The organism is Arthrobacter sp. OAP107, assembly GCF_040546765.1.
Classification (GTDB): domain Bacteria; phylum Actinomycetota; class Actinomycetes; order Actinomycetales; family Micrococcaceae; genus Arthrobacter.
Genome location: NZ_JBEPOK010000001.1, coordinates 1,955,226 through 1,980,077, shown reverse-complemented (window position 1 = coordinate 1,980,077; position 24,852 = coordinate 1,955,226). Strand labels below are relative to the sequence as shown.

General features: G+C 66.5%; 20 protein-coding genes and 2 tRNA genes. 7 read left to right on the top strand and 15 right to left on the bottom strand.

Going from position 1 to position 24,852, the window contains the following annotated elements:
* Positions 1–36: 36 nt before the first annotated feature.
* From ABIE00_RS09285 to ileS, 3 genes are read right to left on the bottom strand one after another with little or no spacing between them, the layout of a single operon-like run.
* On the bottom strand, positions 37–516 hold the full coding sequence (locus ABIE00_RS09285; protein ID WP_354259370.1) for a DUF4233 domain-containing protein: 480 nt from the start codon (positions 514–516) through the stop codon (positions 37–39).
* The gene (locus ABIE00_RS09280; protein ID WP_354259367.1) at positions 516–1,877 is read right to left on the bottom strand and encodes a bifunctional folylpolyglutamate synthase/dihydrofolate synthase; all 1,362 of its coding nucleotides are present in this window, start codon (positions 1,875–1,877) and stop codon (positions 516–518) included. Before ABIE00_RS09280 ends, ABIE00_RS09285 begins: the two co-directional genes overlap by 1 nt.
* A 3-nt stretch (positions 1,878–1,880) precedes the next feature.
* Positions 1,881–5,222, bottom strand: a complete 3,342-nt coding sequence (gene ileS, locus ABIE00_RS09275; protein WP_354259364.1) for an isoleucine--tRNA ligase — start codon at positions 5,220–5,222, stop codon at positions 1,881–1,883.
* A gap of 350 nt (positions 5,223–5,572) precedes the next feature.
* Here ileS and ABIE00_RS09270 point away from each other — a divergent pair, with 350 nt between their 5' ends.
* A complete protein-coding gene (locus ABIE00_RS09270) occupies positions 5,573–6,676 on the top strand; it encodes an endonuclease/exonuclease/phosphatase family protein (RefSeq protein ID WP_354259361.1) in 1,104 nt (367 codons plus the stop codon).
* A 31-nt stretch (positions 6,677–6,707) separates the two neighbouring features.
* On the opposite strand, the gene ABIE00_RS09265 is transcribed toward ABIE00_RS09270, so the two are convergent.
* Both ABIE00_RS09265 and ABIE00_RS09260 read right to left on the bottom strand, forming a co-directional pair.
* Complete coding sequence (locus tag ABIE00_RS09265) at positions 6,708–7,487, bottom strand: SDR family oxidoreductase (protein ID WP_354259358.1); 780 nt, start codon at positions 7,485–7,487, stop codon at positions 6,708–6,710.
* A gap of 65 nt (positions 7,488–7,552) precedes the next feature.
* The gene (locus tag ABIE00_RS09260) at positions 7,553–7,927 is read right to left on the bottom strand and encodes a DUF488 domain-containing protein (protein ID WP_354259355.1); all 375 of its coding nucleotides are present in this window, start codon (positions 7,925–7,927) and stop codon (positions 7,553–7,555) included.
* 83 nt (positions 7,928–8,010) lie between these two features.
* Here ABIE00_RS09260 and valS point away from each other — a divergent pair, with 83 nt between their 5' ends.
* On the top strand, positions 8,011–10,632 hold the full coding sequence (valS, locus tag ABIE00_RS09255) for a valine--tRNA ligase (protein ID WP_354259352.1): 2,622 nt from the start codon (positions 8,011–8,013) through the stop codon (positions 10,630–10,632).
* Positions 10,633–10,975: 343 nt separating this feature from the next.
* On the opposite strand, the gene ABIE00_RS09250 is transcribed toward valS, so the two are convergent.
* The 6 genes from ABIE00_RS09250 to ABIE00_RS09225 form a co-directional block, all read right to left on the bottom strand.
* Positions 10,976–11,590, bottom strand: coding sequence for a mycothiol-dependent nitroreductase Rv2466c family protein (locus ABIE00_RS09250; RefSeq protein ID WP_354259349.1), 615 nt, complete (start codon positions 11,588–11,590; stop codon positions 10,976–10,978).
* A gap of 102 nt (positions 11,591–11,692) precedes the next feature.
* A complete protein-coding gene (gene clpX, locus ABIE00_RS09245; protein WP_354259346.1) occupies positions 11,693–12,979 on the bottom strand; it encodes an ATP-dependent Clp protease ATP-binding subunit ClpX in 1,287 nt (428 codons plus the stop codon).
* A gap of 224 nt (positions 12,980–13,203) precedes the next feature.
* Entirely contained in the window at positions 13,204–13,863 is a 660-nt protein-coding gene (locus ABIE00_RS09240; protein ID WP_003803394.1) for an ATP-dependent Clp protease proteolytic subunit, read from the bottom strand.
* A gap of 38 nt (positions 13,864–13,901) precedes the next feature.
* Positions 13,902–14,516 (bottom strand): ATP-dependent Clp protease proteolytic subunit, encoded by a 615-nt coding sequence (locus ABIE00_RS09235; RefSeq protein ID WP_003803391.1) that lies wholly within the window; start codon positions 14,514–14,516, stop codon positions 13,902–13,904.
* Positions 14,517–14,759: 243 nt separating this feature from the next.
* A complete protein-coding gene (gene tig / locus ABIE00_RS09230; RefSeq protein WP_354259342.1) occupies positions 14,760–16,151 on the bottom strand; it encodes a trigger factor in 1,392 nt (463 codons plus the stop codon).
* A 79-nt stretch (positions 16,152–16,230) separates the two neighbouring features.
* Positions 16,231–16,305, bottom strand: a tRNA-Pro gene (locus ABIE00_RS09225).
* Positions 16,306–16,445: 140 nt separating this feature from the next.
* On the opposite strand from ABIE00_RS09225, the gene ABIE00_RS09220 reads away from it, so the two are divergent.
* Positions 16,446–16,519, top strand: a tRNA-Gly gene (locus ABIE00_RS09220).
* Positions 16,520–16,585: 66 nt separating this feature from the next.
* On the opposite strand, the gene ABIE00_RS09215 is transcribed toward ABIE00_RS09220, so the two are convergent.
* The 4 genes from ABIE00_RS09215 to ABIE00_RS09200 all read right to left on the bottom strand — a co-directional run bounded on the left by ABIE00_RS09215 (position 16,586) and on the right by ABIE00_RS09200 (position 20,346).
* Positions 16,586–17,743 (bottom strand): winged helix DNA-binding domain-containing protein, encoded by a 1,158-nt coding sequence (locus tag ABIE00_RS09215; protein WP_354259339.1) that lies wholly within the window; start codon positions 17,741–17,743, stop codon positions 16,586–16,588.
* A 25-nt stretch (positions 17,744–17,768) separates the two neighbouring features.
* Complete coding sequence (locus tag ABIE00_RS09210) at positions 17,769–18,698, bottom strand: Fpg/Nei family DNA glycosylase (protein WP_354259336.1); 930 nt, start codon at positions 18,696–18,698, stop codon at positions 17,769–17,771.
* Positions 18,698–19,213, bottom strand: a complete 516-nt coding sequence (locus tag ABIE00_RS09205) for a ribose-5-phosphate isomerase (protein WP_354259333.1) — start codon at positions 19,211–19,213, stop codon at positions 18,698–18,700. Before ABIE00_RS09205 ends, ABIE00_RS09210 begins: the two co-directional genes overlap by 1 nt.
* Before the next feature lie 119 nt (positions 19,214–19,332).
* The gene (locus ABIE00_RS09200) at positions 19,333–20,346 is read right to left on the bottom strand and encodes a hypothetical protein (RefSeq protein WP_354259330.1); all 1,014 of its coding nucleotides are present in this window, start codon (positions 20,344–20,346) and stop codon (positions 19,333–19,335) included.
* Between the two features lie 214 nt (positions 20,347–20,560).
* Between ABIE00_RS09200 and pepN the strand changes: the two genes are divergently transcribed.
* From pepN to ABIE00_RS09180, 4 genes are all read left to right on the top strand, one after another.
* A complete protein-coding gene (gene pepN, locus ABIE00_RS09195) occupies positions 20,561–23,113 on the top strand; it encodes an aminopeptidase N (protein ID WP_354259327.1) in 2,553 nt (850 codons plus the stop codon).
* Positions 23,114–23,122: 9 nt separating this feature from the next.
* Positions 23,123–23,602, top strand: a complete 480-nt coding sequence (locus ABIE00_RS09190) for an OsmC family protein (RefSeq protein WP_331573047.1) — start codon at positions 23,123–23,125, stop codon at positions 23,600–23,602.
* 107 nt (positions 23,603–23,709) lie between these two features.
* On the top strand, positions 23,710–24,369 hold the full coding sequence (locus tag ABIE00_RS09185; protein ID WP_354259323.1) for a mechanosensitive ion channel family protein: 660 nt from the start codon (positions 23,710–23,712) through the stop codon (positions 24,367–24,369).
* A gap of 2 nt (positions 24,370–24,371) precedes the next feature.
* Positions 24,372–24,845 (top strand): globin, encoded by a 474-nt coding sequence (locus tag ABIE00_RS09180; RefSeq protein WP_331573051.1) that lies wholly within the window; start codon positions 24,372–24,374, stop codon positions 24,843–24,845.
* Positions 24,846–24,852 lie beyond the last annotated feature (7 nt).

Sequence of the window (24,852 nt, the reverse complement as noted above, 5' to 3'; positions counted from 1 at the left end):
CTCCAATGAGGTTGGTTGTGGGTTTCGACGGTAAGTCTACGGGGTCTGGCCAGCGCCTTCAGTGCCGGCACCTTCATGGCCGGTGGTCTCCGAGTGCGCGGCATCCCATTCGGCCTGCTCCCGCTCGCGCTGGGCCGATTCGCGGTCGATGCGGATTCCGGCCCGGATGCCGTACCACCAGGCGAGGGCGAACAGCGCGCCCACGAGGAACATCATGGGTTCGGCGAAGCCGGTAAGGATGAGCACCAGCTGAAGGACCCAGCCCAGCGCCACGCCCCACGGCTTGGACAGCACGGCGCAGGCGAGGATCAGCACCACGCTCAGCCCGATGCCCACGGAGAGGATCAGCGCCGGGGAGATTTCGGCGCGACGCAAACCGAACACCGCCAGCGTTGCGAAGAAGACAACGAAGGCCTCCAGCAGCAGGACCGTCGAGGCGAACATGACCTTGGTGGACCGCCGCTTCTTGGGCATGCCGGGGCGCCATTCGCGCTGGGCCTTGGTGAGCCGCGCCATCAGGCGGCCGCCTTCCCAAGCAGGATGCGGGCGTCCGCCACCAGCGTGATGGAGCCTGTCACCAGCACACCGCCGGCGAGGTCGTCATTCGCCTCGGCGCGCTCGACAGCCCACTCCAGTGCGTCGTCCAGCTTCTCGGCGATGTGCACGTTTTCCTCGCCAAAGCCTAGGTCGACGGCGAGGTCCGCCAGTTCCGCTGCCGGCACCGCCCGCGGGGAATTGGACTGTGTGAAGCAGAATTCCTCCGCGAGGCCGCCCAGTGACTCCTTGAGCTGGCGCAGGATCTCTTCGGCGTCCTTCTCCTTGAGCACGCCCACCACCACTACCAGCTTGCTGAAGCTGAAGGCCTCCTGGATGGCCTCGGCCGAAACCCGGATGCCGTCAGGGTTGTGGGCGGCATCCACAATGATGGTGGGTGCTGTCCGCAGGACTTCCAGCCGGCCCGGGGATGAGACGGTGGCGAAGGCCTCCTGCAGGACCTCCAGGGACAGCTCCTTCTCGCCGCCGCCAAGGAACGCCTCCAGCGCGGCCACGGCCACGGCAGCGTTCTCGGCCTGGTGGGCACCGTGCAGCGGAACCATGAGGTCCGGGTAACGGCCGGCGAGGCCCTGGACCGTCACCACCTGGCCGCCGACGGCGACCTGCCGGGACTCGACGCCGAATTCCACCCCTTCGAAGCGGAACGGCACCTGCACTTCCTTGGCCTTCTCCAGCAGGACCTGCGCGGCGTCCAGGGGCTGGGCTGCGCTGACGAGGAAGCCGCCGGGCTTGATGATGCCCGCTTTCTCGTAGGCGATGTCCTCGGTGGTGTCGCCCAGCAGGTCGGTGTGGTCGAGGGAGATCGGGGTCACCACAGACACCTGGCCGTCACCGACGTTGGTGGCGTCGGTGATGCCACCAAGGCCCACCTCCATGATGGCGACATTGACCGGCTGGTCGGCGAATACGGCGAAGGCCAGGATGGTGAGGCACTCGAAGTACGTCAGCCGGGGCTGGCCCTCGGCGGTGAGTTCGTCGTCGACGATCTGCAGGTACGGGCGGATCTCGTCCCAGATACGCACGAACGTCTCGTCGGACACGGGTGCCCCGTCCAGGCTGATCCGCTCCGTCACCTTGGACAGGTGCGGGCTGGTGTAGCGGCCGGTGCTGAGGCCGTGGGCGCGCAGGCCGGCCTCGATCATCCGGGCCGTCGAGGTTTTACCGTTGGTACCGGTGATGTGGATGATCGGGTAGGCCTTGTTCGGCTCCCCCAGCACGTCCATGGCGCGGAACAGCGGCGCCAGCCGCGGCTCCATCTTGTTTTCCGGCGCCCGGCCGAGCAGCTCGGCGTAGACGCTCTCCACGGAGAATTCGTCGGTCATGTCTCAGGCCCCCACTTTTTCAACGGTGATACGCGGTTCCGCGGCGTCGGCAGGCACGGCCTCCAGCTCGAGCGTCAGCGTTTCGGTCTTCACCAGTTCGGCGTTCGCCAGCAGGGCGTCGATGACGTTCTGCGCGGCGTTCACGGTGGTCCGGATCCGGTCGCTCACGTTCAGCGCGGCGTCCTTACGGGCCTGCTGGATGGCCCGGACCATGTCACGGGCGAGGCCTTCGGCCTCGAGCTCGGGGGTGACTTCGGTGTTCAGCACCACGAAGCCGCCGGTGGGCAATACTGCGGCAGCAGAAGACGCAGAGGCCGAACCGCCGTCGGACTCTGCCACCACCGTCTCCAGGGTGTATTCCTGCGGTTCCAGCTCAAGGCCGCCCGCGGTGACCACGCCGGCGTCGGAGACTGACCAGTCGCCGGACTTGGAACCCTTGATGGCCAGCTGCACGTTCTTGCCGAGGCGCGGACCGGCGGCACGGGCGTTGACCACGAGCTTCTGCTCGATGCCAAACTCCTCCGGGGAGGCGCTGGCGGCATCCAGCAGGCGGACCGAGCGCAGGTTCAGTTCGTCGGCGACGACGGCGGCAAAGCCTTCCAGCGCATCTGCGCCGGGTGCCACCACAGTGAGTTCCTGCAGTGGCAGGCGCACGCGCAGGTTGGCTGCCTTCCGCAGCGAGGAGCCGGTGGAGCAGATCTGCTGCACGCGGTCCATCGCCTCGACCAGGGCCGCGTTGGAGGGGAACAGCTCGGGGTCCGGCCAGTCGGCGAGGTGCACGGAGCGGCCGCCGGTGAGGCCGCGCCAGATCTCCTCGGACACGAGCGGCAGCAGCGGTGCGGCCACGCGGCACACGGCTTCCAGGGCGGTGTAAAGGGAGTCGAAGGCGTCGGCGTTCTCGTCGAAGAAGCGCTGGCGGCTGCGGCGGACATACCAGTTGGTGAGCATGTCCAGGTAACTGCGGAGCTCGTCGCAGGCCCCGGAGATGTCGTAGGTGTCCAGCTGGGCTGTCATGTTCCGGACGAGGTCGCCCGTGTTGGCCAGCAGGTACTGATCCAGCGTGTCCGTGTAGCCGTCGTACCGCAGCTGGGCGTCGTAGCCGTTGCCGCCCTTCGCGGCGTTCGTGTACAGCGTGAAGAAGCTGTACACGTTCCACAGCGGCAGGATGACCTGGCGGACGCCGTCGCGGATGCCCTGTTCGGTGACCACGAGGTTGCCGCCGCGCAGGATGGGGCTGGACATGAGGAACCAGCGCATGGCGTCGGAGCCGTCGCGGTCCAGGACCTCGGAGACGTCCGGGTAGTTGCGCAGGCTCTTGGACATCTTCTGGCCGTCGGAGCCCAGCACGATGCCGTGGCTGATGACGTTCCGGAAGGCCGGGCGGTCAAACAGCGCGGTGGACAGGATATGCAGCATGTAGAACCAGCCGCGGGTCTGTCCGATGTACTCCACGATGAAGTCGGCCGGGTTGTGGGTGTCGAACCAGGCCTCGTTCTCGAACGGGTAATGCACCTGGCCGTAGGGCATGGAGCCGGAGTCGAACCAGACGTCCAGCACGTCCTCCACGCGGCGCATAACCGACTGGCCCTCTTCGGGGGTGCGGGGATCGTCCGGGTTGGGCCGGGTCAGTTCGTCAATGAACGGCCGGTGCAGGTCCACCTGGCCGTCCTTGTTCAGCGGCAGCCGGCCGAAGTCGGCCTCGATTTCCGCGAGGGAGCCGTACACGTCCGTGCGCGGGTACTCGGGATCGCTGGACTGCCACACCGGGATGGGGCTGCCCCAGTAGCGGTTGCGGCTGATGGACCAGTCCCGGGCGTTGGCGAGCCACTTGCCGAACTGGCCGTCCTTGACGTTGCCGGGGATCCAGTTGATCTCCTGGTTCAGCTCTGACATCCGGTCGCGGAACTTGGTGACCTCCACGTACCAGGAGGAGACGGCGCGGTAGATCAGGGGGTTGCGGCAGCGCCAGCAGTGCGGGTAGCTGTGCTCGTAGCTGGCCTGGCGGACCAGGCGGCCCTGGGCGCGGAGCACCTGGGTGATGGGCTTGTTGGCTTCGAAGACCTGCAGCCCGACGATGTCGTGCAGGTCGCCATGGGCGAACAGGTGCAGGAACTTGGCGCCCTCGTCCACGGAGAGGACCACGGGGATGCCGGCTTCCTCACAGACTTTCTGGTCGTCCTCACCGTAGGCCGGGGCCTGGTGGACGATGCCGGTGCCGTCGGTGGTGGTGACGTAATCCGCCACGAGGAACTGCCAGGCGTTCTGGGTGCCGTACTTTTCCGTGTCGGCGAAGTCGTGCCAGAGCGGCTCGTAGGTGAGGCCCTCGAGCTCGGCACCGGTATGGGTCGAAGTGACAGCGGCAGCCGCGGCCGCCGCGCCAGCGGCACCATCACCGTACCCCAGGTCCTTGGCATAGGTGCCCAGCAGGTCTTCGGCCAGCAGGAAGCTGCCGGTAACGGGAGCCTCCGCCGAGGCGGCCTTCACGCCGTTCGGACCGGCGGGCAGCACGGCGTAACTGATGGCGGGCCCGACGGCGAGCGCCAGGTTGGTGGGCAGCGTCCAGGGCGTGGTGGTCCAGGCCAGCGCCTGCACACCGGCCAGCTGCCTGGACAGTTCCGATTCCCCCGCCTTGACCGGGAACGTCACGGTGACGGTCTGGTCCTGGCGGTTCTTGTAGACGTCGTCGTCCATGCGCAGCTCATGGTTGGACAGCGGCGTCTCGTCCTTCCAGCAGTACGGCAGCACGCGGTAGCCGTTGTAGGTCAGGCCCTTCTCATGCAGCTGCTTGAAGGCCCAGAGCACGGACTCCATGTACTCGACGTTGAGCGTCTTGTAGTCGTTGTCGAAGTCCACCCAGCGGGCCTGGCGGGTGACGTACGCCTGCCACTCGTTGGCGTACTTCATCACGGAGGCGCGGCAGGCATCGTTGAACTTGTCGATGCCCATGGCCTCGATCTGGGTCTTGTCCGTCATGCCCAGCTGCTTCATGGCTTCCAGCTCGGCGGGCAGGCCGTGGGTGTCCCAGCCAAAGCGGCGTTCAACGCGCTTGCCGCGCTGTGTCTGGTAGCGGCCCACCAGGTCCTTGGCGTAGCCGGTCAGCAGGTGGCCATAGTGCGGCAGGCCGTTAGCGAAAGGCGGGCCGTCGTAGAAGACGAATTCGTTGCTGCCGGGGGCGCCGCCGGGAAGGTCGGCGCTGCGCTGGTCGATGCTGGCCTGGAAGGTGCCGTCCTGGTCCCAGTACTTGAGGATCCGCTCCTCGATCTCCGGGAACTTCACGGAGGCGGAGACTCCTGCGGAGGAGCCCTGACCGGACGGGACTGCTGAGGCCTTGGGGTAATACGTCATCTCGAACATCCTGGGTTGAGCTGGTGAACAAGTGGATCATTCAGGATGCGAGGACGGCGCGTGGGCAATCATCCAACTGCGTTGGATAAACACCTCGGCACCGCGGTACCACCTCACTTACCGCTGCCCCACCCCCTAGGGAGTTCGACGGCGGCCGCTCATTGCTGCTGTGACGGGCTTACCCGTCCGGTTCTACTGGCCCGGTCCCCGCGGTCGGTTGTCCGCACCGCAGGCCGGGTGTTCTTCCGGAAGCTCACCGGTGATGGCCGGGTCAAAGCTGTTGGCTCCAGTCTAACTGCTGCGGCCGCGGCGGCCATAACCATGCGGCAGCCTCGGCCTAGACTCGATCCATGACTGCTTCGGCCCGCCGCGCGCAAACCGTCTGGCGGCTGCTGGCGCTCTGCATCCTCGTGCCGGTCGCTGTGCTTTCGGTGTTCCGTGCCATCCCGGCCAAGTGGCCCACACAGGTGGTCCAGCTGTTGTCCTTCACTCCGTGGCTGGTGGTTCCCGCCGCGCTGGCCTTGCTCCTGGCGCTGCTGGGGCGGCGTCTGCCGGTCACGGCCGCTGCCGCCGTGCTTCTCGGGGCGCAGTTGTTCTGGCTCTGGGCCCCCGATGCAGGGGAAGCTGACGCGGGACGAGCCGACACCGGTCGGGTGGAGGCAGGCCAGGCGAAGGCGGGACCGTCCGGTCCCGGCAACAGCGTCCGGCTGACGGTGATGACCATCAATTCGCGCTTCGGCAGGGCCGATGCCGCGGAGATCGTCCGGCTGGTCCGGGACAACGGGGTGGAACTGCTCGCCATCCAGGAGCACACACAGGCGCTGGAGGACCGGCTGGCCGCCGAGGGGCTGGGGAGCCTCCTGCCCCGCAGGATCAGCAGTCCCGCCGAAAACGGCTCGGGCAGCGCAACCTACTCAAGGCACCCCTTCGAAGCCGTAGGGCTGATTCCCGACACCCCGTTCCAGATGCCGACCTTCCGGCTGACTCTGCCCGCGGCCGGCGCCGGCCGTGCGGGCGCCGGCAGTGCAGGTGCCGGCAGCGCAGCCGCCACGGTCGAGGTCACCAACGTGCACACCCTCCCTCCGGTGGATGTCCGCGTCGGGCAGTGGCGCAGGGACCTGGCATCGCTGGGCCGGCTGGTGGCCCGCAACGGTGTGGACGGCCAGGGCAACCAGCTGCTGCTGGGGGACTTCAACGCCACGTACAACCATTCGGAGTTCCGCCAACTGCTCGACGACGGTCCGGGTGGCCGGAAGCTGGTGGATGTCGGCACGGCGTCCGGGGCGCGGTTCACGCCCACGTGGCCGATGGACGGCCAGGCACTGCCCGGCATCACCATTGACCACGTGATCACCAGTCCGCGGATTCCGGCGTCGGGCTATGCCGTACACCGCGTTGCCGGGACGGACCACGCGGCAGTGATTGCCACGCTGGCTGTCCCGGTGGACGGCTGAGGAGGCCGGGAACGGCGGCCGGTCAGCAGGCTCAGGCCTGTTTGCGGATGAGCTTGAAGGTCGAGGCCTGTGCCACTGGACGGATGACGATCTGGTCGAGGTTCACGTGGTGCGGTGCACTAACGGCGTAGCGCACCACATCGGCCACGTCCTCGGCCGTAAGCGGTTTCTCCACGCCCTGGTACACCTTGCCGGCCGCCTGCGCATCACCCAGCCGGTTGAGGGCGAACTCCTCGGTCTGGACCAGGCCGGGCGCGACCTCGATAACCCGGATGTTGTGATCGGCCTCTTCCAGCCGCAGCGCCCCGGTGAGGGCATGCTGGGCGAACTTGGCGGCGTTGTAGCCGCCGCCGCCTTCGTAGGCATCCAGTCCGGCCGTGGAGGTCAGGTTCAGGACGGTGCCTTCGCCGTGTTCGCGCAGCATCGGCAGGAACGCACGGGTGAGCTTCATGGTGCCGAGGACATTCACGCGGTACATCCACTCCCAGTCCTCGGTCACGGCCTGGCCCACGCGGTCCGCCCCGCGGGCGCCGCCGGCGATGTTGACCAGCGTGTCGATCCCGCCGGCGGAGGTCACCTCGGCCAGGAGGTGCGCGACGTCCGCGTCCTCGGAAATATCGGCCGCGAGGGCAACGGCGCCGGTCTCGGCTTCCAGCGCGGCCAGCCGTTCCTGGCGGCGGGCGACGGCGTACACCGTCCAGCCGTCGGCGCGGAGCGCACGCACGGTGGCCTCGCCAATGCCGGAGCTGGCGCCCGTCACAAGGGCTGATTTGCTGGTGGACACGTTGGAGCTTGCGGAAACCTCAGTCATGGCACCACCCTAGCGCCAACAGTTTGCGCCCTGGCCAATGTGTTTACCTGCGCCGCGCCCAATGCCTACTTGCGCGAGGCCAGCCCTGCCAGGAACTCCAGCAGCACCCTGGCATGGTTCACGTCCGGGTCCCTGGCCGCGTAGAGCAGCGTCACTTTTCCCTGCTGTGCAGCCAGTGCCAGGAGCTGATCAACGGCGGGATTGGACGCCAGTTCATCCTCATACTGGGCACGGAAGTCCTCGAACCGCTCCTGCATGTGGGCAAACTCCTTGCGCAGCGGCGGCGACGGCGCAATCTCCTTGAGCCACAGCTCCAGCCGGGCCCGTTCCTTACTGACCCCGCGCGGCCAGAGCCTGTCCACCAGAACCCGGCAACCGTCGTCGTCAGAGGGGTCCTCATAGATACGTTTGATCGCAAAGGACGCGTCTGCTTTCACCATAGGCCGCATGCTACTCCCGTCGCCCGGCAGCAGCGCCCGCCACCGGGCAGGAAACAACTGCCCGGCATGAAACAATTGGGACCATGGCTGAATCAACGCAGGGTACAGACACGCCCGCCACCGCCCCGATCAACGTTCCCGACAAGCCGGCCCTGGAAGGCCTGGAGGCTGCCCTTACGCAGCGCTGGCTCGCAGAAGGAACCTACCGGTTCGACCCCGACACCACCCGGGAGCAGGTCTACTCGATCGACACTCCCCCGCCCACCGCTTCCGGCTCCCTCCACGTGGGCCACATGTTCTCCTTCACGCAGACCGACGTGCAGGCCCGCTACATGCGCATGACCGGCAAGAACGTCTTCTACCCCATGGGCTGGGACGACAACGGCCTGCCCACCGAGCGCCGCGTCCAGAACTACTACGGTGTCCGCTGCGATCCCGCCATCCCGTACAACCCGGACTACCAGCCGCCGGCACAGCCGGCGAAGAACCAGCGGGACTTCGACGTCGTCTCCCGCCAGAACTTCATTGAACTGTGTGAAGAGCTGGCCGTCGAGGACGAGAAGGTGTTCGAGAACCTGTTCCAGACCCTCGGCCTGTCCGTCGACTGGAACCTCACCTACCGCACCATCGACGACACCTCCCGGGCCGTCTCCCAGCGCGCGTTCCTCGCGAACCTGGCGGCCGGCGACGCCTACATGGCCGAGGCCCCCACGCTCTGGGACGTCACGTTCCGCACTGCCGTGGCCCAGGCCGAGCTCGAGGACCGCGAGGTGCCCGGCGCGTACTACCGCTACCCGTTCTTCACCGCCGACGGCGAGAAGATCTTCATCGAGACCACCCGCCCCGAACTGCTTGCGGCCTGCGCCGCTTTGGTGGCCAACCCCGACGACGAGCGTTACCAGCCGCTGTTCGGCAAGACCGTGAGGTCCCCCCTGTTCGACGTCGAGCTGGAAGTCAAGGCCCACCCGCTGGCCAAGGCGGACAAGGGCTCGGGCATCGCGATGGTCTGCACCTTCGGTGACCTGACCGACGTCACCTGGTGGCGCGAACTCCAGCTCCCTACCCGCGCGATCGTGGGCCGCGACGGCCGCATCCTCGCCGAGACTCCGGAATGGATCACCACGGACGCCGGCCGGGAAGCCTACGCCGCCATCGCGGGCAAGACGGTCTTCTCCGCCAAGGAGGCCGTGGTGGAGCTGCTCACGGCAGCCGAACTGCTCGACGGCGAGCCTAAGAAGATCACCCACCCGGTGAACTTCTTCGAAAAGGGTGACAAGCCGCTGGAGGTGGTCACCTCCCGGCAGTGGTACATCCGCAACGGCGGCCGCGACGAGGACCGCCGCGAACGCCTGATCGGCCGCGGCCAGGAAATCGACTTCCACCCGTCCTTCATGCGTTCCCGCTACGAGAACTGGATTGCCGGCCTCAACGGCGACTGGCTCGTCTCCCGCCAGCGCTTCTTCGGCGTGCCGATCCCGGTCTGGTACCCGCTGGACGCCCAGGGCAACCCGGACTACGACAACCCGGTCCTGCCGTCCGACGACCTGCTGCCGGTAGACCCTGCGGCCGACGCCGCACCTGGCTACGACGAATCCCAGCGCGACCAGCCCAACGGCTTCACCGGCGACGCTGACGTGCTGGACACCTGGGCCACCTCCTCCCTGACTCCGCAGATCGTGGGCGGCTGGAGCCGGGACGAGGACCTGTTCGCCAAGGTGTTCCCGTTCGACCTGCGCCCGCAGGGACACGACATCATCCGCACCTGGCTGTTCTCCTCGGCCGTCCGTGCCGACGCCCTGCAGGACGTCGCACCCTGGAAGCACGCGGCCATCTCCGGCTGGATCCTGGACCCGGACCGCAAGAAGATGTCCAAGTCCAAGGGCAACGTGGTGGTGCCGACGGATGTGCTGAACGAGTACGGCTCCGACGCCGTCCGCTACTGGGCCGCCTCAGCACGCCTGGGCGCCGACACGGCCTACGAGATCGCGCAGATGAAGATCGGCCGCCGCCTGGCCATCAAGCTGCTGAACGCCTCGAAGTTCGTCCTGAACCTTGGCGCCACAGAGAACTCGGTGGTTTCCACGGACCTGTCCGTCCTGACCAACCCCTTGGACCGTGCGCTGCTGGCCCAGCTCTCCGACGTCGTGGCCCAAGCCACCAAGGCGTTCGACAACTACGACTATGCCCGGGCGCTGCAGATCAGCGAATCGTTCTTCTGGCAGTTCACCGACGACTACGTCGAACTGATCAAGGACCGCGCCTACGGTGCCGCCGGGGAGACCGAGAAGGCTTCCGTGCTTGCCGCCCTGGCCACCACGCTGGATTCGCTGCTGCGCCTCTTCGCGCCGTTCCTGCCGTTCGCCACTGAAGAGGTCTGGGGCTGGTGGCGGACCGGTTCCGTGCACCGCGCCGCCTGGCCGGCACCGCTGGAGGTCACCGACGGCGACACCGGGATGTTGGGCACCGTGGGCATCGCGCTCAGCGGCATCCGGAAGGCCAAGTCCGAGGCCAAGGTCAAGCAGCGCACCGAGGTCCTGTCGGCTACGATCACTGCGATGGAGCCGCTCGTGGCTCAGCTTCAGGCAGGGCTCGGGGACCTCAAGGCCGCGGCCAACGCCCAGGACATCTCACTCACCACGGGCGAGGGCGAGCTCACGGTCAGCGACGTACAGCTGGCCCCGGCCGAGGAGCCGGCACAGGCCTAGTTCGAACGGGCCCGGATGTATCCGGGCAAAGGGGAAGCCCCATCAGCGTTTTGCCGTTGGTGGGGCTTCGACTTTTCGGCTGTCTGGTGACATCTTTGACAGTCTGGCAAGATCCTCAGAAATTTCAGGTCTTCCTACCTTGTCACCGGTAGCCTGCTTCTAACTTTGCCGAAGGCTGCGTTGGAAGCATGTCACTGAATCTTTGGTTCTTGCGTCTCACTTCTTTCGAAGTGGGTAAGTTCTATCTTTGTCCTCCGGTACCCGATGCGCAAGAGCCCCGGCAGAACTACTCTCGTGTAGTTCTGCCGGGGCTCTGATCACGTCCGCCGGCGAGCCCTGCAGATCAGTCGAACGCGGGGCTTTCGGTCCGGCTGCGCTTGATCTCAAAGAAGTGCGGGTAGGCCGCGAGGGTCACCGACGCGTCCCAGATTTTCCCGGCTTCCTCTCCCCGCGGAATACGGGTGAGGACGGGTCCGAAGAAGGCGGTGCCGTTGAAGGCCACCACGGGGGTTCCCACGTCCTGGCCCACCAGGGAGATGCCCTTTTCGTGGCTGGCCCGAAGCTGGGCATCGTACTCGTCGGAGTCGGCGACGGCTGCCAGTTCTGCCGGGAGGCCGCAGTCGGCGAGGGCCTTGCTGATGACGATCGAGAAGTCCTTCTGGCCGCCGTCGTGGATCTGCGACCCCATGGCGTCGTACAGCGGCTTAACCACGTGGTCGCCGTGCTGTTCCTGGGCGGCGATGATGACCCTGACCGGGCCCCAGGCCTTGTCCATGGCTTCGCGGTACTTGGGATCGAGGTCGCGTCCTTCATTGAGGACGGACAGGCTCATGACGTGCCACTCCGTCTTGATGTCCCGGACGGCTTCCACCTCACCGATCCAGCGGGAGGTGATCCAGGCGAACGGGCAGAGCGGGTCGAACCAGAAATCGGCCTTATGGGCGGCGCTTTCAGACACTGCAAATCTCCTCAGGGAAGTCTTCGGGGTGTGGCGCGCCGTTAAGCCATACTCGCAGGGCGCGCTTAAGCAGCAGCGCTGGACCGGGTGGATTTATTCCGGCTAGGCGGACTTGTTCCGGCGCTTGGCGACGACGTCGTGCGTGATCATGGTGGGCTGGGCCTTCTTGGCCACCACGTCGGCGGTGATGACCACGCTGGCAATGTCATCCCTGCTGGGCAGGTCGAACATGACCGGGAGGAGGACTTCCTCCATGATGGCGCGCAGTCCGCGGGCACCCGTTCCCCGTTCCAGTGCCTGGTCGGCAATCAGGTCCAGGGCGGCGTCGTCGAACACCAGTTCCACGCCGTCCAGCTGGAACATCTTCTGGTACTGCTTGACCAGGGCGTTCTTGGGCGTGGACAGGATCTGGATCAGGGCGGGACGGTCAAGGTTGGACACTGTGGTGATGACCGGCAGGCGGCCGATGAACTCCGGAATGAGCCCGAACTTCAGCAGGTCTTCCGGCATCACTTCACCGTAGGAGTCGGTGTTCTTGACCTCGTTCAGCGGCGCACCGAAGCCGATGCCCTTGCGGCCGGAGCGGGAACCGATGATGTCCTCCAGGCCTGCGAAGGCGCCGGCAACGATGAAGAGGACGTTGGTGGTGTCGATCTGGATGAATTCCTGGTGCGGGTGCTTGCGGCCGCCCTGCGGCGGAACCGAGGCGACCGTTCCTTCGAGGATTTTCAGCAGCGCCTGCTGCACGCCCTCGCCCGAAACGTCGCGGGTGATGGAGGGGTTTTCGCTCTTGCGCGAGATCTTGTCGATCTCGTCGATGTAGATGATGCCCTGTTCGGCCTTCTTGACGTCGTAGTCGGCGGCCTGGATGAGCTTGAGGAGGATGTTCTCCACATCCTCGCCCACATACCCGGCCTCGGTCAGGGCGGTGGCGTCCGCGACGGCGAAGGGAACGTTCAGCCGGCGCGCCAGGGTCTGCGCAAGGTAGGTCTTGCCGCACCCCGTGGGGCCAATCAGGAGGATGTTGGATTTCGCGATCTCAACGTCGTCGTGGTGGACGCCGTCGGCCAGTGTGCCGCTCTTGGGCGCATGGCCGGCCTGGATCCGCTTGTAGTGGTTGTAGACCGCGACGGCAAGGGAACGCTTGGCCGGTTCCTGGCCAATGACGTATTCCTGCAGGAAGTCAAAGATCTCGCGGGGCTTGGGAAGTTCGAAACTGCCCAGATCGGCGACCTCTGCGAGTTCTTCCTCGATGATCTCGTTACAGAGCTCGATGCACTCGTCGCAGATGTAGACGCCAGGCCCGGCAATGAGCTTGCGCACCTGCTTCTGGCTCTTGCCACAGAAAGAGCACTTGAGCAGATCCGCGCTCTCGCCAATCCGAGCCATATGTGAACCCCTTAGTATCTTGCCGCAAGGGCAGCTTTGCTCCGGTTGCTGGAATCACAGCCTCACCTCGCGGATCCGGCAATGATTACATCCACTCTAGGTCACATTCGGCCCGAGGGGTGGAAACCGGACGCCGGTGCGGTTCAAAAATCTAAACCCGCACCGGCGTCCGTTACTGCTGTTTGCCCGGCATGTGCCCGTAATCAGTGGGCGGGTGCCTGTATCTAGCGGGCCAGCGCCTGGGGCTTGATCTTGCGGGAATCGAGGACCTGGTCGATCAGGCCGTAGTCCTGCGCCTCGGCGGCGGTGAGGATCTTGTCGCGCTCGATGTCGTTGTTGACCTGTTCCGGCGTACGGCCGGAGTGCTTGGCCAGGGTATCCTCCAGCCAGGTCCGCATGCGCATGACTTCGGCGGCCTGGATCTCCAGGTCGGATGCCTGACCGCCTTGGCCGCCTGACAGCGCCGGCTGGTGGATCAGGACGCGGGCGTTGGGCAGTGCGAGCCGCTTGCCCGGCGTACCCGCGGCCAGCAGCACGGCCGCGGCACTTGCCGCCTGGCCCAGGCACACGGTCTGGATCTCGGGGCGGATGTACTGCATGGTGTCGTAGATCGCGGTCATGGCGGTGAAGGAGCCGCCTGGCGAGTTGATGTAGATGGTGATGTCGCGGTCCGGGTCCGTGGACTCCAGCACCAGCAGCTGCGCCATGACGTCATCGGCGGAGGCGTCGTCCACCTGGACGCCGAGGAAAATGATGCGGTCCTCGAAGAGTTTGGTGTACGGGTCCTGGCGCTTGAAGCCGTACGGCGTGCGCTCCTCAAACTGCGGCAGAACGTAGCGGCTTGTCGGCAGGTTACCGGCAGACGATCCGAAATTGTAGTTCATGTTCATTGCTCCTGGATTCAGTTCTGTCTTGCTGCCGGTTAGCTCTGGCCGTTGGATGATGCGTTCTGGGTTCCGCCGCCGCCGGCGACAGAACCTGCGTGGGCCGAGATCTTGTCGAAGAAGCCGTATTCGAGCGCCTCCGTGGCGGTGAACCACTTGTCGCGGTCGTTGTCCTTGAGGATGGTTTCCACGGTCTGGCCGGTCTGGTCCGCCGTGAGCTCAGCCATGACCTTCTTCATGTGGAGGATCAGCTCGGCCTGGATCTTGATGTCCGATGCCGTACCGCCGATACCGCCTGAAGGCTGGTGCATCAGGATGCGGGCGTTCGGGGTGGCGTAGCGCTTGCCCTTGGTGCCGGAGGACAGCAGGAACTGTCCCATGGAGGCAGCCAGGCCGGTGGCGACGGTAACGACGTCATTGGGGATGAACTGCATGGTGTCGTAGATGGCCATGCCGGCGGTCACCGAGCCGCCGGGCGAGTTGATGTAGAGGTAGATGTCCTTGTTGGGGTCCTCGGCGGAAAGCAGCAGCAGCTGTGAGCAGATGGCGTTCGCGTTCTCGTCGCGGACCTCGGAGCCAAGCCAAATGATGCGCTCTTTCAGCAGGCGGTTGTAGATGTAGTTGTCCTGGGCTGCAGGATCGACGGTTGCCATGCGGGGGGCCGCTGCTTGCTGTGACATTTGTACTTACCTCTCGCTGGTGATGGTGACGTTACGGTTCGACATCACTGAACTTCACTACTTGGACACTAACCGCTTTGGGAGCGGATTTGTTCGTCGGAATCGCACTGTTCGCTGACGGCGCACGATTGCCAGCGGGAGCCGGGCACCGGCCGTTAACGCGCCAGCCCCCGGATCCGAGGACCCGGGGGCTGGCGTCACTGATGCCTGCAGCTGCTAGAACTTCACGGCCGCGGGATCGTCGTTCGCGACGGTCTCGCCGGCAGCCTCTTCAGCTTCGGTTTCTGCTTCGGCTTCGACGGCCGGAGCCTCTTCGCCGCCGGGGCGGACGAAGTCGCTCAGGTCAACCTTGTTGCCCTCGGAGTCGGTGACCTCGGCCTGGCCCAGGACGACGGCCAGGGCCTTGCGGCGGCGGACCTCGGAGACCATCATGGGAACCTGGCCGCTCTGATCGATGATCTGGGCGAACTGGTTCGGGTCCATGCCGTACTGGCTGGCGGTGGTGACGATGTAGTCGATCAGCTCGTTCTGGCTGACGCCCACTTCTTCCTTCTCCGCGATGGCGTCGAGGATTATTTCATTCTGGAAGGCGCGCTCGGTGTTGGCCTTGACCTCGGCACGGTGCTCTTCCGTGTCGTGCTCGCCTTCACCGTGGGAGTTCTCGGCCTTGAAGTGCTGCTCGAGCTGCTCTTCGACGACGGAGTCCGGAACCGGAACCTCAACCAGCTCAACGAGCTTGTCCAGGACCTTGTCGCGGGCTTCGACGCCCTGCTCGACGACCTTGGAGTCGGCAGCCTGCTTGGCGAGGTCCGCACGCAGTTCGGCCAGGGTGTCGAACTCGGAAGCCAGCTGGGCGAAGTCGTCGTTCGCCTCGGGCAGCTCGCGCTCCTTGACGGACTTGACGACGACCTTGACCTGAGCCGACTCGCCGGCGTGCTCGCCGCCCACGAGGGTGGTGTCGAAGATTGCGTCCTCGTCAGCGCTCAGGCCGGTGACGGCCTCGTCCATGCCCTCGAGCATGGTGCCGGCGCCAACCTGGTAGGACAGACCGGAGGCGGAGTCGACCTCGGCGCCGTCGATGCTGGCCGTGATGTCGATGCTCAGGAAGTCACCGTCAGCGGCCGGGCGCTCCACGGTCTTGAGCGTGCCGAAGCGGCCACGCAGTTCGTCCAGGGCCTTGTCGACGTCGGCGTCGGAGGACTCGGCGGCGGCAACCTCGACCTTGATGCCGGCGTAGTCCGGCAGTTCGATCTCGGGGCGGACGTCAACCTCGGCCTGGAACTTCAGCTCACCGTCGGTGGCGGTGGGGTCCGGGACCTCGGTGATCTCAACCTCGGGACGGCTCAGGGGGCGGATGCCGGATTCCTGGACAGCAGCCTGGTACCAGCCATTGAGGCCCTCATTGATGGCGGTCTCCAGGACGTAGCCGCGGCCGACGCGCTGGTCGATCAGCTTGGCGGGAACCTTGCCCTTACGGAAGCCAGGAACCTGGATCTGCGAAGCAACAGTCTTGTATGCCTCGTCGATGCTGGGCTTCAATTCCTCAAAGGGGACCTCAACATTGAGCTTGACCCGCGTGGGGGTGAGGTTCTCGACAGCGCTCTTCACGGTCTAAGTACTCCTGGTTTTGTTGGATGGTTTCTGCAAACGCGTTGTTGTGACCAGGCCTGGGGCCCGGGCCGCAGAGTCGGGGTGACAGGATTTGAACCTGCGACTTCCTGCTCCCAAAGCAGGCGCTCTAGCCAAGCTGAGCTACACCCCGTAATGCACAGGACAGTCTACGTTCATCCCTGCCGCGATTGCACATTTGACACCTGGGGCATGAATTAGGTTTAGTTATATCCGGCTTGAACAGCCGCCGAAGAAAAGCCTAAAGGCCAGTGCGCCGCAACGCTTTCCTCCGGGGACGTAGCTTAATGGTAAAGCCTCAGTCTTCCAAACTGATTACGCGGGTTCGATTCCCGTCGTCCCCTCCACCCGGAAGAGGCTCCTCGATGAGGGGCCTCTTCCGCGTTAATCCCTGACCATTAGCTGATACCTGCTCAGGCATGGCCCCCGATGTCCACCCTGCCGTGGGTGAGGCGGACTTCGGATTCCAGGAACCGGCCCACCCGCTCCGCCTGCTGCTCCAGCTCCTGCAGCTGCTGTGACCCCGCCGGACCGAACAGTTCGGCGGTGATCTCAAGTTTCTTTCCGGAACGGCGGTGGTGCCACAGTCCGCGGACGACGCCGTCGACGAGTATGACGGGATAGTTACCTGCCTGCCCCCTGGCCAGGGCACGGGTGTTTGCCTCGCCGGGGAACAGCAGCTCCCGGGGCTGGCCGGCCACCACATAGGAATCGAAGTAGGGAAGAAGCCTGACGCCCGACGGTTCCGTAGTGATGGCCGCGGCGTCGGCCCGCAGCACCCAGGCCGGCGAGCCTTCCACGCTGACCGGGGCCAAATCTTCGCGATGGTCGTCAAAGAGGCCTGCGGCCCACGCGTGCGGAACTCCCAGCCACCGGGCAAAGTTGGGCGGCGTAGCGGGGCCGTACGCCTGCAGATAGCTCCGGAGCAGCCAGTCGAGGGCCGTCCCGGGTTCGGCGGGACGGAAGCCGGGAACCAGCTGCCCGGGACTGCGGTAGGTCGCTGCCCTGCCCTTGCCGGCGCCAAAGCACAGCGCTCCGCGGAATCCCGCGGTCCCCATCGCCGCGCGCCAGCGCGGCCACATGGTCTGGAACGCGGGCATCACCGGCTCCGCGGCCCAGGCCCCGGTTCTGGCGGCGATGGCGTCAGTGAGTTCGTCCACGGTCAGCTCCGCCTCCCGCAGGGAATCCGCAATGGCGGCCACGACCTCGTCCGTCTGGGCGGGCGTCAGGAACTGTCCCAGCGCCGGGTTGGGCGGCATGGCACCCAGCGCCCCGGTCCACAGGGACAGGTCGGCTGCCGGCAGCAGATGCACGGTGCCCCGTGGCCCGAGCGTCCGGACCAGGGTTCCGTCCTCCCTGTGGGAGTTGCGCACGTCCGCACGGGACAGCATGGTGCTCCGCATCCCCACGGACAGTTCAGCCGCCGTCATCACCTGGGCGTGCGCGCCGCACATGGCCCGCACGATGTCGGACGGGGAGCCCGCCTGAGAAGGGGCCGCGAGCCACTGGCGCTCCGTGCGCCGGGCACAGACCTGTGCCCACGAGTACTCCCGTTCAGGCCGGTAGGTCATGGCAGGTCGACCACTGAAAGCCGGTTCAGGCGGGCTGCTGGCAGGACGGGCACCAGTACAGTTTGCGGGCGGCGTGTTCGGCCAATGCAACCGGCGTACCGCAGACGCGGCAGGGCTGGCCGTGGCGGCGGTAGACAAAGTGTGCCTCCTCCCCCGGCGGCAGCTGATCGTTCCGGGTCCAGAAACCGGCGGTGGTGGTGATGATCCGCCCGTCGCGGACGCCGTCGGCCATCACCGCGGCGGTGTCGTCCCAGAGGAGGCCGGCGGCGTCCTCGCTGAGCGCGCGGCCGGGAAGCAGGGGGTCGATCCTGCCGCGGAACAGCATTTCGGCCCGGTAGACGTTCCCGACGCCGGCAATCACCTTCTGGTCCATCAGCAGCGTGGCCAGCGGTGTCCGTTTAGCCAGGATGCGCCGGATGAAGTCGTCCCGGCTGCCGCCGGTGTTGTGCAGCGGATCGGGGCCGAGCCTTTCCAGCACTGCTGCCGCCTCGGCATCGGTGATGGCGGCGCACGTGGTGGCGCCGCGGAGGTCGGCCCAGCCGTGGTCACTGACCAGCCGCACCCGCACGGCGCCAACTGGCGCCGGCGGCCCGGCGTACCCGGCCGGGGCGGCACCGCTTGTGGGCCCGGTGACATTGGTGGGCCCGCCGTCGTCGGCCACTTCCCGTTCCCCCAGCCTGCGGGGCGCCCCGATGCTGGAGGCCCCGCGGAACTGGTGGTCGCCGCCGAAGTCCCAGGCCCCGTACAGGCCGAGGTGGACGTGCAGCACCAGCCCGTGCTCGAAATGCAGGAACAGGTGCTTGCCGTGTGCGGACGCGTGCACCATGGTGTGCCCGTCCAGCAGGGCGGCGCCGGCGGAGAAGCGGCCCTGGGGACTGCTGACAGCCAGCCGCTCACCGGCAAACACGTCACCGAACTGGCGGGCCAGCCGGTGTATGGAGTGGCCTTCCGGCACTATTCGACGATCTCGCCGGTGGTTTCGTAGGTGGCGATCTTGCCGATGCGCCGCACGTGCCGTTCGTCGTTGCTGAAGGGCTCCTGCAGGAAGGCCTCGATCAGCGAGGTGGCCTCCTCAACGCTGTGCTGGCGCCCGCCGACGGCCACCACGTTGGCGTCGTTATGCTCGCGGGCCAGCGTTGCGGTGGCGTGGTTCCAGGCCAGGGCGGCACGGACGCCCTTGACCTTGTTGGCCGCGATCTGCTCGCCGTTTCCGGAGCCGCCCAGCACGATGCCCAGGGCGTGGACGCCGGCTTCCTGGTCCGCCACTACTGCGAGCGCCGCGTTGATGCAGAACGACGGGTAGTCGTCCAGGGCGTCGTATTCCTTGGGGCCGTGATCCACCACTTCGTAGCCGTTCGCCGTGAGGTGCTTGACCAGATGGGCACTCAATTCCATGCCGGCGTGGTCGGTGGCGATGTGGACCCGCGGAAAGGCAGGGTTTGTTGTCACGGTTAGCTTCCGTTCAGTCATGAGCACCGGGGCGCGGCCGGGCTGTACAGGTCAAATCAACAGATCCAAGAGTACTCGCTGCGCTGACGGCGGCGCCGTCGAGTCCGGGCGGTCCCGGCAGTTACGCTTCGGCTTCGCCCCTAAGCTGGCGGGTGGGTGTCCGGCGGGCGGGTGTCGCGGCGTGCCCTTGCCGCGACGCGCGTCAGGACCTCGGCGAGCAGGGCGGCGGAGGCGGGGTTTCCGCCGCTCACCGCGAGGCGGTGGCCGTCGGTCTTGCGGACGACGACGGCGGGACCGCTGCTGACGAGCACGGCTGCGGTTCCGTCGTGGTTGCGGTAGCCCCACCCGCCGTAATCGGCGGCGCGGACGTCGGCCGGCTGGGCGGCAGAGATGGCGGTGGCGGGGACGTCGATGACGCGGAGGATGCCGGCGAGGAAGACCCGCAGCCCGCTGCGGTCTGCGGTGATCCTGGCGAACAAGAACGCGGCCCCAACCAGGGCGGCCGCCACCAGCAGGGCGCCGAGCCACGGCACGACGATGGCAATCAGCGAAGCGGGAAACAGGCTGGCGATGGCGATCATGACAAAAACGGAGCTGCGCGCATGCACCCAGAACCGCAGGGAATCCCCGGCCAGTTCCGGGTCGAGCTCCTGCTCCAGCGCCCGCTGCAGGGCCCGGTCATCCTCAGGCGTCCACTGGTGGTCCGCCTTGAAGACGAACCCGATGATGACCCCCAGGGAAAGCGCGGCCCCGCTGCCGGAGGCCAGGACAATCACGTCCACACTGGACTCCCTGGCGTCAGGCACCCCGGCCTGGCCTACCAGGGCGGCCGCCAGCACGGTGGTGACGAACAGGCTCACCGTCAGCCCGGCGCCCATCATGATCCGGCGCATGACGGTCGGCCGAGAAAGCGGGACGGACTGCAGCAGCACCAGCCAGCCGACGAGGACAATCAGGCCCGCACCGCCGCCGACGAAGGCGGGGAACGGCGCAAAGGCGGTACCGCCGTCGTTATTCCACATGACCGCCAACGGTTCCGGCAGATCCGGCCGCAACAGCACGGCACAGACCGCGAACCCCGCGGCAAGCAACACTGGGAAGCCGATCGCGAACCGCAGCGCCTTGGTGTCCACAGCATCGAGGATCTTTCCCATGCCTTAACGCTACCCCCGCACCGGCCGGCTGGTGAGGGCATCCGCAGCGAACCGGTGGCTGGACCCTCCGGAAAGTGAGCCACGCAACTTGCCAAGCGGCGCCGGAATGAAACAATGGCTTCACAGTGATGCATCCGCGCGCGTGAACCCCGTGCGCAGCAGCCGGCGGGCCGGTCCGGCCGCCCCAACCTCTGGAGGCACAACCTTGCCAGGCATGAACCTGACCCGCGCCGAAGCACGCGAGCGCGCCGCCCTGATCGCCGTCGATTCCTACGATGTCAGCCTGGATCTGACCAAGGGTGAGACGGTCTTCGGTTCCACCACCACCGTCAGGTTCACGGCGGAGCCGGGGGCATCCTCGTTCATCGACGCCGTGACGGACGCTGTCCACAGCGTGACGCTGAACGGCCGCGAACTGGACCCCGCCGAGGTGTCCGACGGCGTGCGGATCCAGCTGCCGGACCTGGCTGCGGACAACGAGCTGACAGTGGTGGCGGACGCCCCCTACATGAACACCGGCGAAGGCCTGCACCGCTTCGTGGACCCGGTGGACGGCGAGGTGTACCTGTACACGCAGTTCGAGGTGCCCGACTCGCGCCGGATGTTCGCCGTCTTTGAGCAGCCCGACCTCAAGGCCACGTTCCGGTTCCGCGTCACCGCACCCTCGCACTGGGACGTCATCTCCAATTCGCCGACGCCGGAGCCGGTGGCGGCTGAACCGGGAAACGACGGCGGCGCCTGCTCGGTCTGGGACTTTCCGCCCACGCCCCGCCTCTCCTCGTACGTCACCGCGCTGATCGCAGGTCCGTACCAGTCGGTGCGCAGCGACGTCACCAGTTCGGATGGCCGTGTGGTGCCGCTGGGCGTCTTCGCCCGCAAGTCACTCATGCAGTACCTGGACGCGGACAACATCTTTGAGCTCACCCGGCAGGGATTCGAGTTCTTCGAAGCCGAGTTCGGCTGCCCCTACCCGTTTGAGAAGTACGACCAGCTGTTTGTGCCGGAGTTCAACGCCGGAGCCATGGAGAACGCCGGCGCGGTCACCATCCTTGAAGGCTACGTCTTCCGCGGCAAGGTCCCGGAGGCGCAGGTGGAGCGCCGCGCCATCACCGTGCTGCACGAACTGGCCCACATGTGGTTCGGCGACCTCGTGACCATGCGCTGGTGGAACGACCTCTGGCTCAACGAATCCTTCGCCGAATACATGTCGCACCTGGCCGCGGTGGAAAACACCAAGTTCCAGAGCGCCTGGACCACGTTCGCCTCGGTGGAAAAGTCGTGGGCCTACCGCCAGGACCAGCTCCCCACGACCCACCCGATCTTCGCCGAAATCAACAACCTGCACGACGTCGAGGTGAACTTCGACGGCATCACCTACGCCAAGGGCGCCTCCGTGCTCCGGCAGCTGGTGGCCTGGGTGGGGCCGGACAAGTTCATGGCCGGCGTGCGCGAATACTTTGCCAAGCATTCCTGGCGGAACACCGAGCTGGGTGACCTGATGGTCGAGCTGGAGAAGGCCAGCGGACGCGACCTGGACCAGTGGGGCCGCCTGTGGCTCGAAACTGCGGGCGTGAACTCGCTCAAGCCGGAGCTGGCGGTGGACGCCGACGGCACCATCACGTCCTTCGCCATCCTGCAGTCTGCGGTTGCCGAGCAGCCCACCATCCGCCCGCACCGCCTGGCTGTGGGGTTCTACGACCTCACCGACGAGGGCACGCTGGAGCGCGTGCACCGTGAGGAGCTGGACGTCGACGGCGAACGCACCGCGGTGCCGGAGCTCGCCGGACTGAAGAGGCCGGACCTGATCCTGCTCAACGACGACGACCTCGCCTACGCCAAGGTGCGGCTCGACCAGCAGTCTCTGGCCACGGCAACAGCGCACCTGAAGGATTTCCGGGAAAGCCTGCCGCGGACCCTGGTGTGGGGCTCGGCCTGGGACGCCGCGAGGGACGGGGAAAGCCCCGCCCGCGGTTACGTCGACCTGATCCTGGCCAACATCGCCTCCGAGTCTGATTCCTCGGTGATCCTCGTCCAGCTGCGGCAGCTGGCCACCACGCTGACCTTCTACGTGGCCGAGGAGCACCGCGAAGCCACCACCGTTGCCGCCGTCGACCGGCTGTGGGAACTGGCCTCGGACGTGCCGGGCGGTTCCGACGCCCAGCTGCAGTTCATCAAGTCCTTCGCGCTCCTGGCCCGCAGCGGTGAGCAGCTCGACCGGATCGCCGGGCTTCTGGACGGCTCGGCCACCCTGGCCGGGCTGACCGTGGACCAGGACCTTCGCTGGGAGCTCGTGGCCGCCCTCGTGGCCGGCGGCAGGCTGGGCCAGGCGGACATCGACGCCGAACTGGAACGGGACAACACCTCCAGCGGCCAGAACGCGGCCGCCCTGGCGAAGGCTGCCATCCCTACGCCGGAGGCGAAGGCGGAGGCGTGGGAGTCGATCGTGGTCAAGGGCGATCTCTCCAACGCGATCCAGGCCTCGGCCGTGGCCGGCTTCACCCGCGTCCTGGACACCTCGCTGCTCGAGCCATACGCGGAGAAGTACTTCCAGGCCGTGCCCGGGATCGTCGCTGAACGGACATTTGCCCTGGCGCAGCAGATCGTTCTCGGACTGTACCCGGCGCAGCTGACCACCCAGGCCACCGTGGACCGGACCGACGAGTTCCTGGCGTCACTGCCGGAGGAGAGCGCGGCGCTGCGGCGGATGATGCTGGAAAACCGCGACGGCGTGGCCCGGGCGCTCCGGGCCCGCGCCGCGGACGTCTAGGCAGGACCCGTGGCACTCGACGAGCACCACTATTCGCTGACGGTCCGGTGGACCGGCAACCTTGGAAGCGGCACGTCGTCGTACCGGGATTACTCCAGGGACCACGACATCGAGATTCCGGGGCTGCCGGTCCTGCAGGGCTCGGCCGACCCAACCTTCCACGGCGACCGCTCCCGGTACAACCCCGAGCAGCTGCTGCTGACGGCGCTGGCGCAGTGCCACATGCTCTCCTTCCTGCACGTTGCAGTGAGGCATGGCGTGGTGGTCCTGTCCTATGAGGACAACGCCACCGGCATGATGCGGTTGAACCGCGACGGCAGCGGCCAGTTCGAAACCGTGACGCTCCGCCCGCAGGTGACGGTTGCGGACCCGGAGCACATTGCGCTGGCCGAACAGATGCACCATGAGGCCAACAAGGTGTGTTTCATTGCCCGTAGCGTAAATTTCCCCGTCCTGCACGCTCCAGTTACCACAGCCGGAAGTCCATAGCCAGCGGCAGACCCCGCTAGGCTTAAAGGCGACCAAAGAGCGGCCGGCCTCCCCGGTAACCGCGGAGACCGGCCGCCGCCGGACAGCAGCAAGGAGCCTTCCTGCAGATGCACAGCATGTTCACAACGCCCTCGGCCTCACTGGAGCCCACCGGACTTGACCTGGCCGGCGTGGCCATCAGCCTCGGCGCAGGAATCGTCCTGTGGCTGATCGCGAGTTTCCTGATCGCCAGGATCACCCGGCGCGTGGCGAACGGCACGTCACTGTTCAAGAAACCGCACTTCCGCTGGGTGGCCCCGGCGCTGCGCGCCCTGGACCACGAGCGGCGGGTACAGCGTGCCAACACGATCGGCTCGCTGCTGAAGAGCGGCATCGGCGTGGTCATCGCCGTCATCACCTGCATCTACATGCTGAAGAACCTGGACGTCGACGTGGCGCCCCTGCTCACCAGCGTGGGAATCCTCGGTATCGCCATCGGTTTTGGCGCCCAGCAACTGATCCGGGACTTCCTTGCAGGCATCTTCATCACCATTGAAGACCAGTACGGCATCGGCGACATCATTGAGACCAGCGAAGTCGTGGGCGTCGTGGAGTCAATCGGGCTGAGGATCACCCGTGTCCGCGACGAGAACGGGGCCATCTGGTACCTCCGCAACGGCGAGATCCTCCGCGTGGGCAACCGCTCGCAGGGAAACTACATCGCGCCCTCCGAGGCGGATGATTCGGCCGAAGTCGAGCACGCACCCCAGCAGAAGGCCGGAGAGTAACCATGACCATTCCATCCCTCCCCACCCCGCCGGAGCCGGGGGTCCGCAAGCCGCTGATGCGCAACGACCCCTTCAGCCAGCCGGGCTACACCGACAACTTCTACGACGCCGTAGGCGGCCACGAGACGTTCGTGAAGCTCATTGACGTCTTTTACGACGGCGTGGCCACCGATCCGCTGCTGCGCCCCATGTATCCCGAAGAGGACCTGGGCCCGGCCAAGCGGCGTTTCCTGATGTTCCTTGAACAGTACTGGGGCGGCCCCACCACCTACGGCGAAGAGCGCGGCCACCCGCGGCTGCGGATGCGCCACATGCCGTTCCGGGTGACTCCCGAGGCGAAGGACCGCTGGCTGCACCACATGCGGACCGCTGTCGACTCCCTGGACCTGCCGCCGCTGCATGAGGGGACGCTGTGGGACTACATGGAACGCGCCGCGCTCTCCATGGTGAACAGCCCGTCAGACGCCCAGGGCTAAGGCGGCT

What these genes read in the sequence shown, in the direction of transcription:
- ABIE00_RS09205 (WP_354259333.1), bottom strand. Translation starts at nt 19,213, where the DNA reads ATGACTGAACGGAAGCTAACCGTGACAACAAACCCTGCCTTTCCGCGG.
- pepN (WP_354259327.1), top strand. Translation starts at nt 20,561, where the DNA reads ATGAACCTGACCCGCGCCGAAGCACGCGAGCGCGCCGCCCTGATCGCC.
- ABIE00_RS09260 (WP_354259355.1), bottom strand. Translation starts at nt 7,927, where the DNA reads ATGGTGAAAGCAGACGCGTCCTTTGCGATCAAACGTATCTATGAGGAC.
- ABIE00_RS09200 (WP_354259330.1), bottom strand. Translation starts at nt 20,346, where the DNA reads ATGGGAAAGATCCTCGATGCTGTGGACACCAAGGCGCTGCGGTTCGCG.
- clpX (WP_354259346.1), bottom strand. Translation starts at nt 12,979, where the DNA reads ATGGCTCGGATTGGCGAGAGCGCGGATCTGCTCAAGTGCTCTTTCTGT.
- ABIE00_RS09280 (WP_354259367.1), bottom strand. Translation starts at nt 1,877, where the DNA reads ATGACCGACGAATTCTCCGTGGAGAGCGTCTACGCCGAGCTGCTCGGC.
- ABIE00_RS09185 (WP_354259323.1), top strand. Translation starts at nt 23,710, where the DNA reads ATGCACAGCATGTTCACAACGCCCTCGGCCTCACTGGAGCCCACCGGA.
- ileS (WP_354259364.1), bottom strand. Translation starts at nt 5,222, where the DNA reads ATGACGTATTACCCCAAGGCCTCAGCAGTCCCGTCCGGTCAGGGCTCC.
- ABIE00_RS09270 (WP_354259361.1), top strand. Translation starts at nt 5,573, where the DNA reads ATGACTGCTTCGGCCCGCCGCGCGCAAACCGTCTGGCGGCTGCTGGCG.
- ABIE00_RS09265 (WP_354259358.1), bottom strand. Translation starts at nt 7,487, where the DNA reads ATGACTGAGGTTTCCGCAAGCTCCAACGTGTCCACCAGCAAATCAGCC.
- ABIE00_RS09235 (WP_003803391.1), bottom strand. Translation starts at nt 14,516, where the DNA reads ATGGCAACCGTCGATCCTGCAGCCCAGGACAACTACATCTACAACCGC.
- ABIE00_RS09215 (WP_354259339.1), bottom strand. Translation starts at nt 17,743, where the DNA reads ATGACCTACCGGCCTGAACGGGAGTACTCGTGGGCACAGGTCTGTGCC.
- ABIE00_RS09180 (WP_331573051.1), top strand. Translation starts at nt 24,372, where the DNA reads ATGACCATTCCATCCCTCCCCACCCCGCCGGAGCCGGGGGTCCGCAAG.
- ABIE00_RS09285 (WP_354259370.1), bottom strand. Translation starts at nt 516, where the DNA reads ATGGCGCGGCTCACCAAGGCCCAGCGCGAATGGCGCCCCGGCATGCCC.
- valS (WP_354259352.1), top strand. Translation starts at nt 8,011, where the DNA reads ATGGCTGAATCAACGCAGGGTACAGACACGCCCGCCACCGCCCCGATC.
- ABIE00_RS09240 (WP_003803394.1), bottom strand. Translation starts at nt 13,863, where the DNA reads ATGAACTACAATTTCGGATCGTCTGCCGGTAACCTGCCGACAAGCCGC.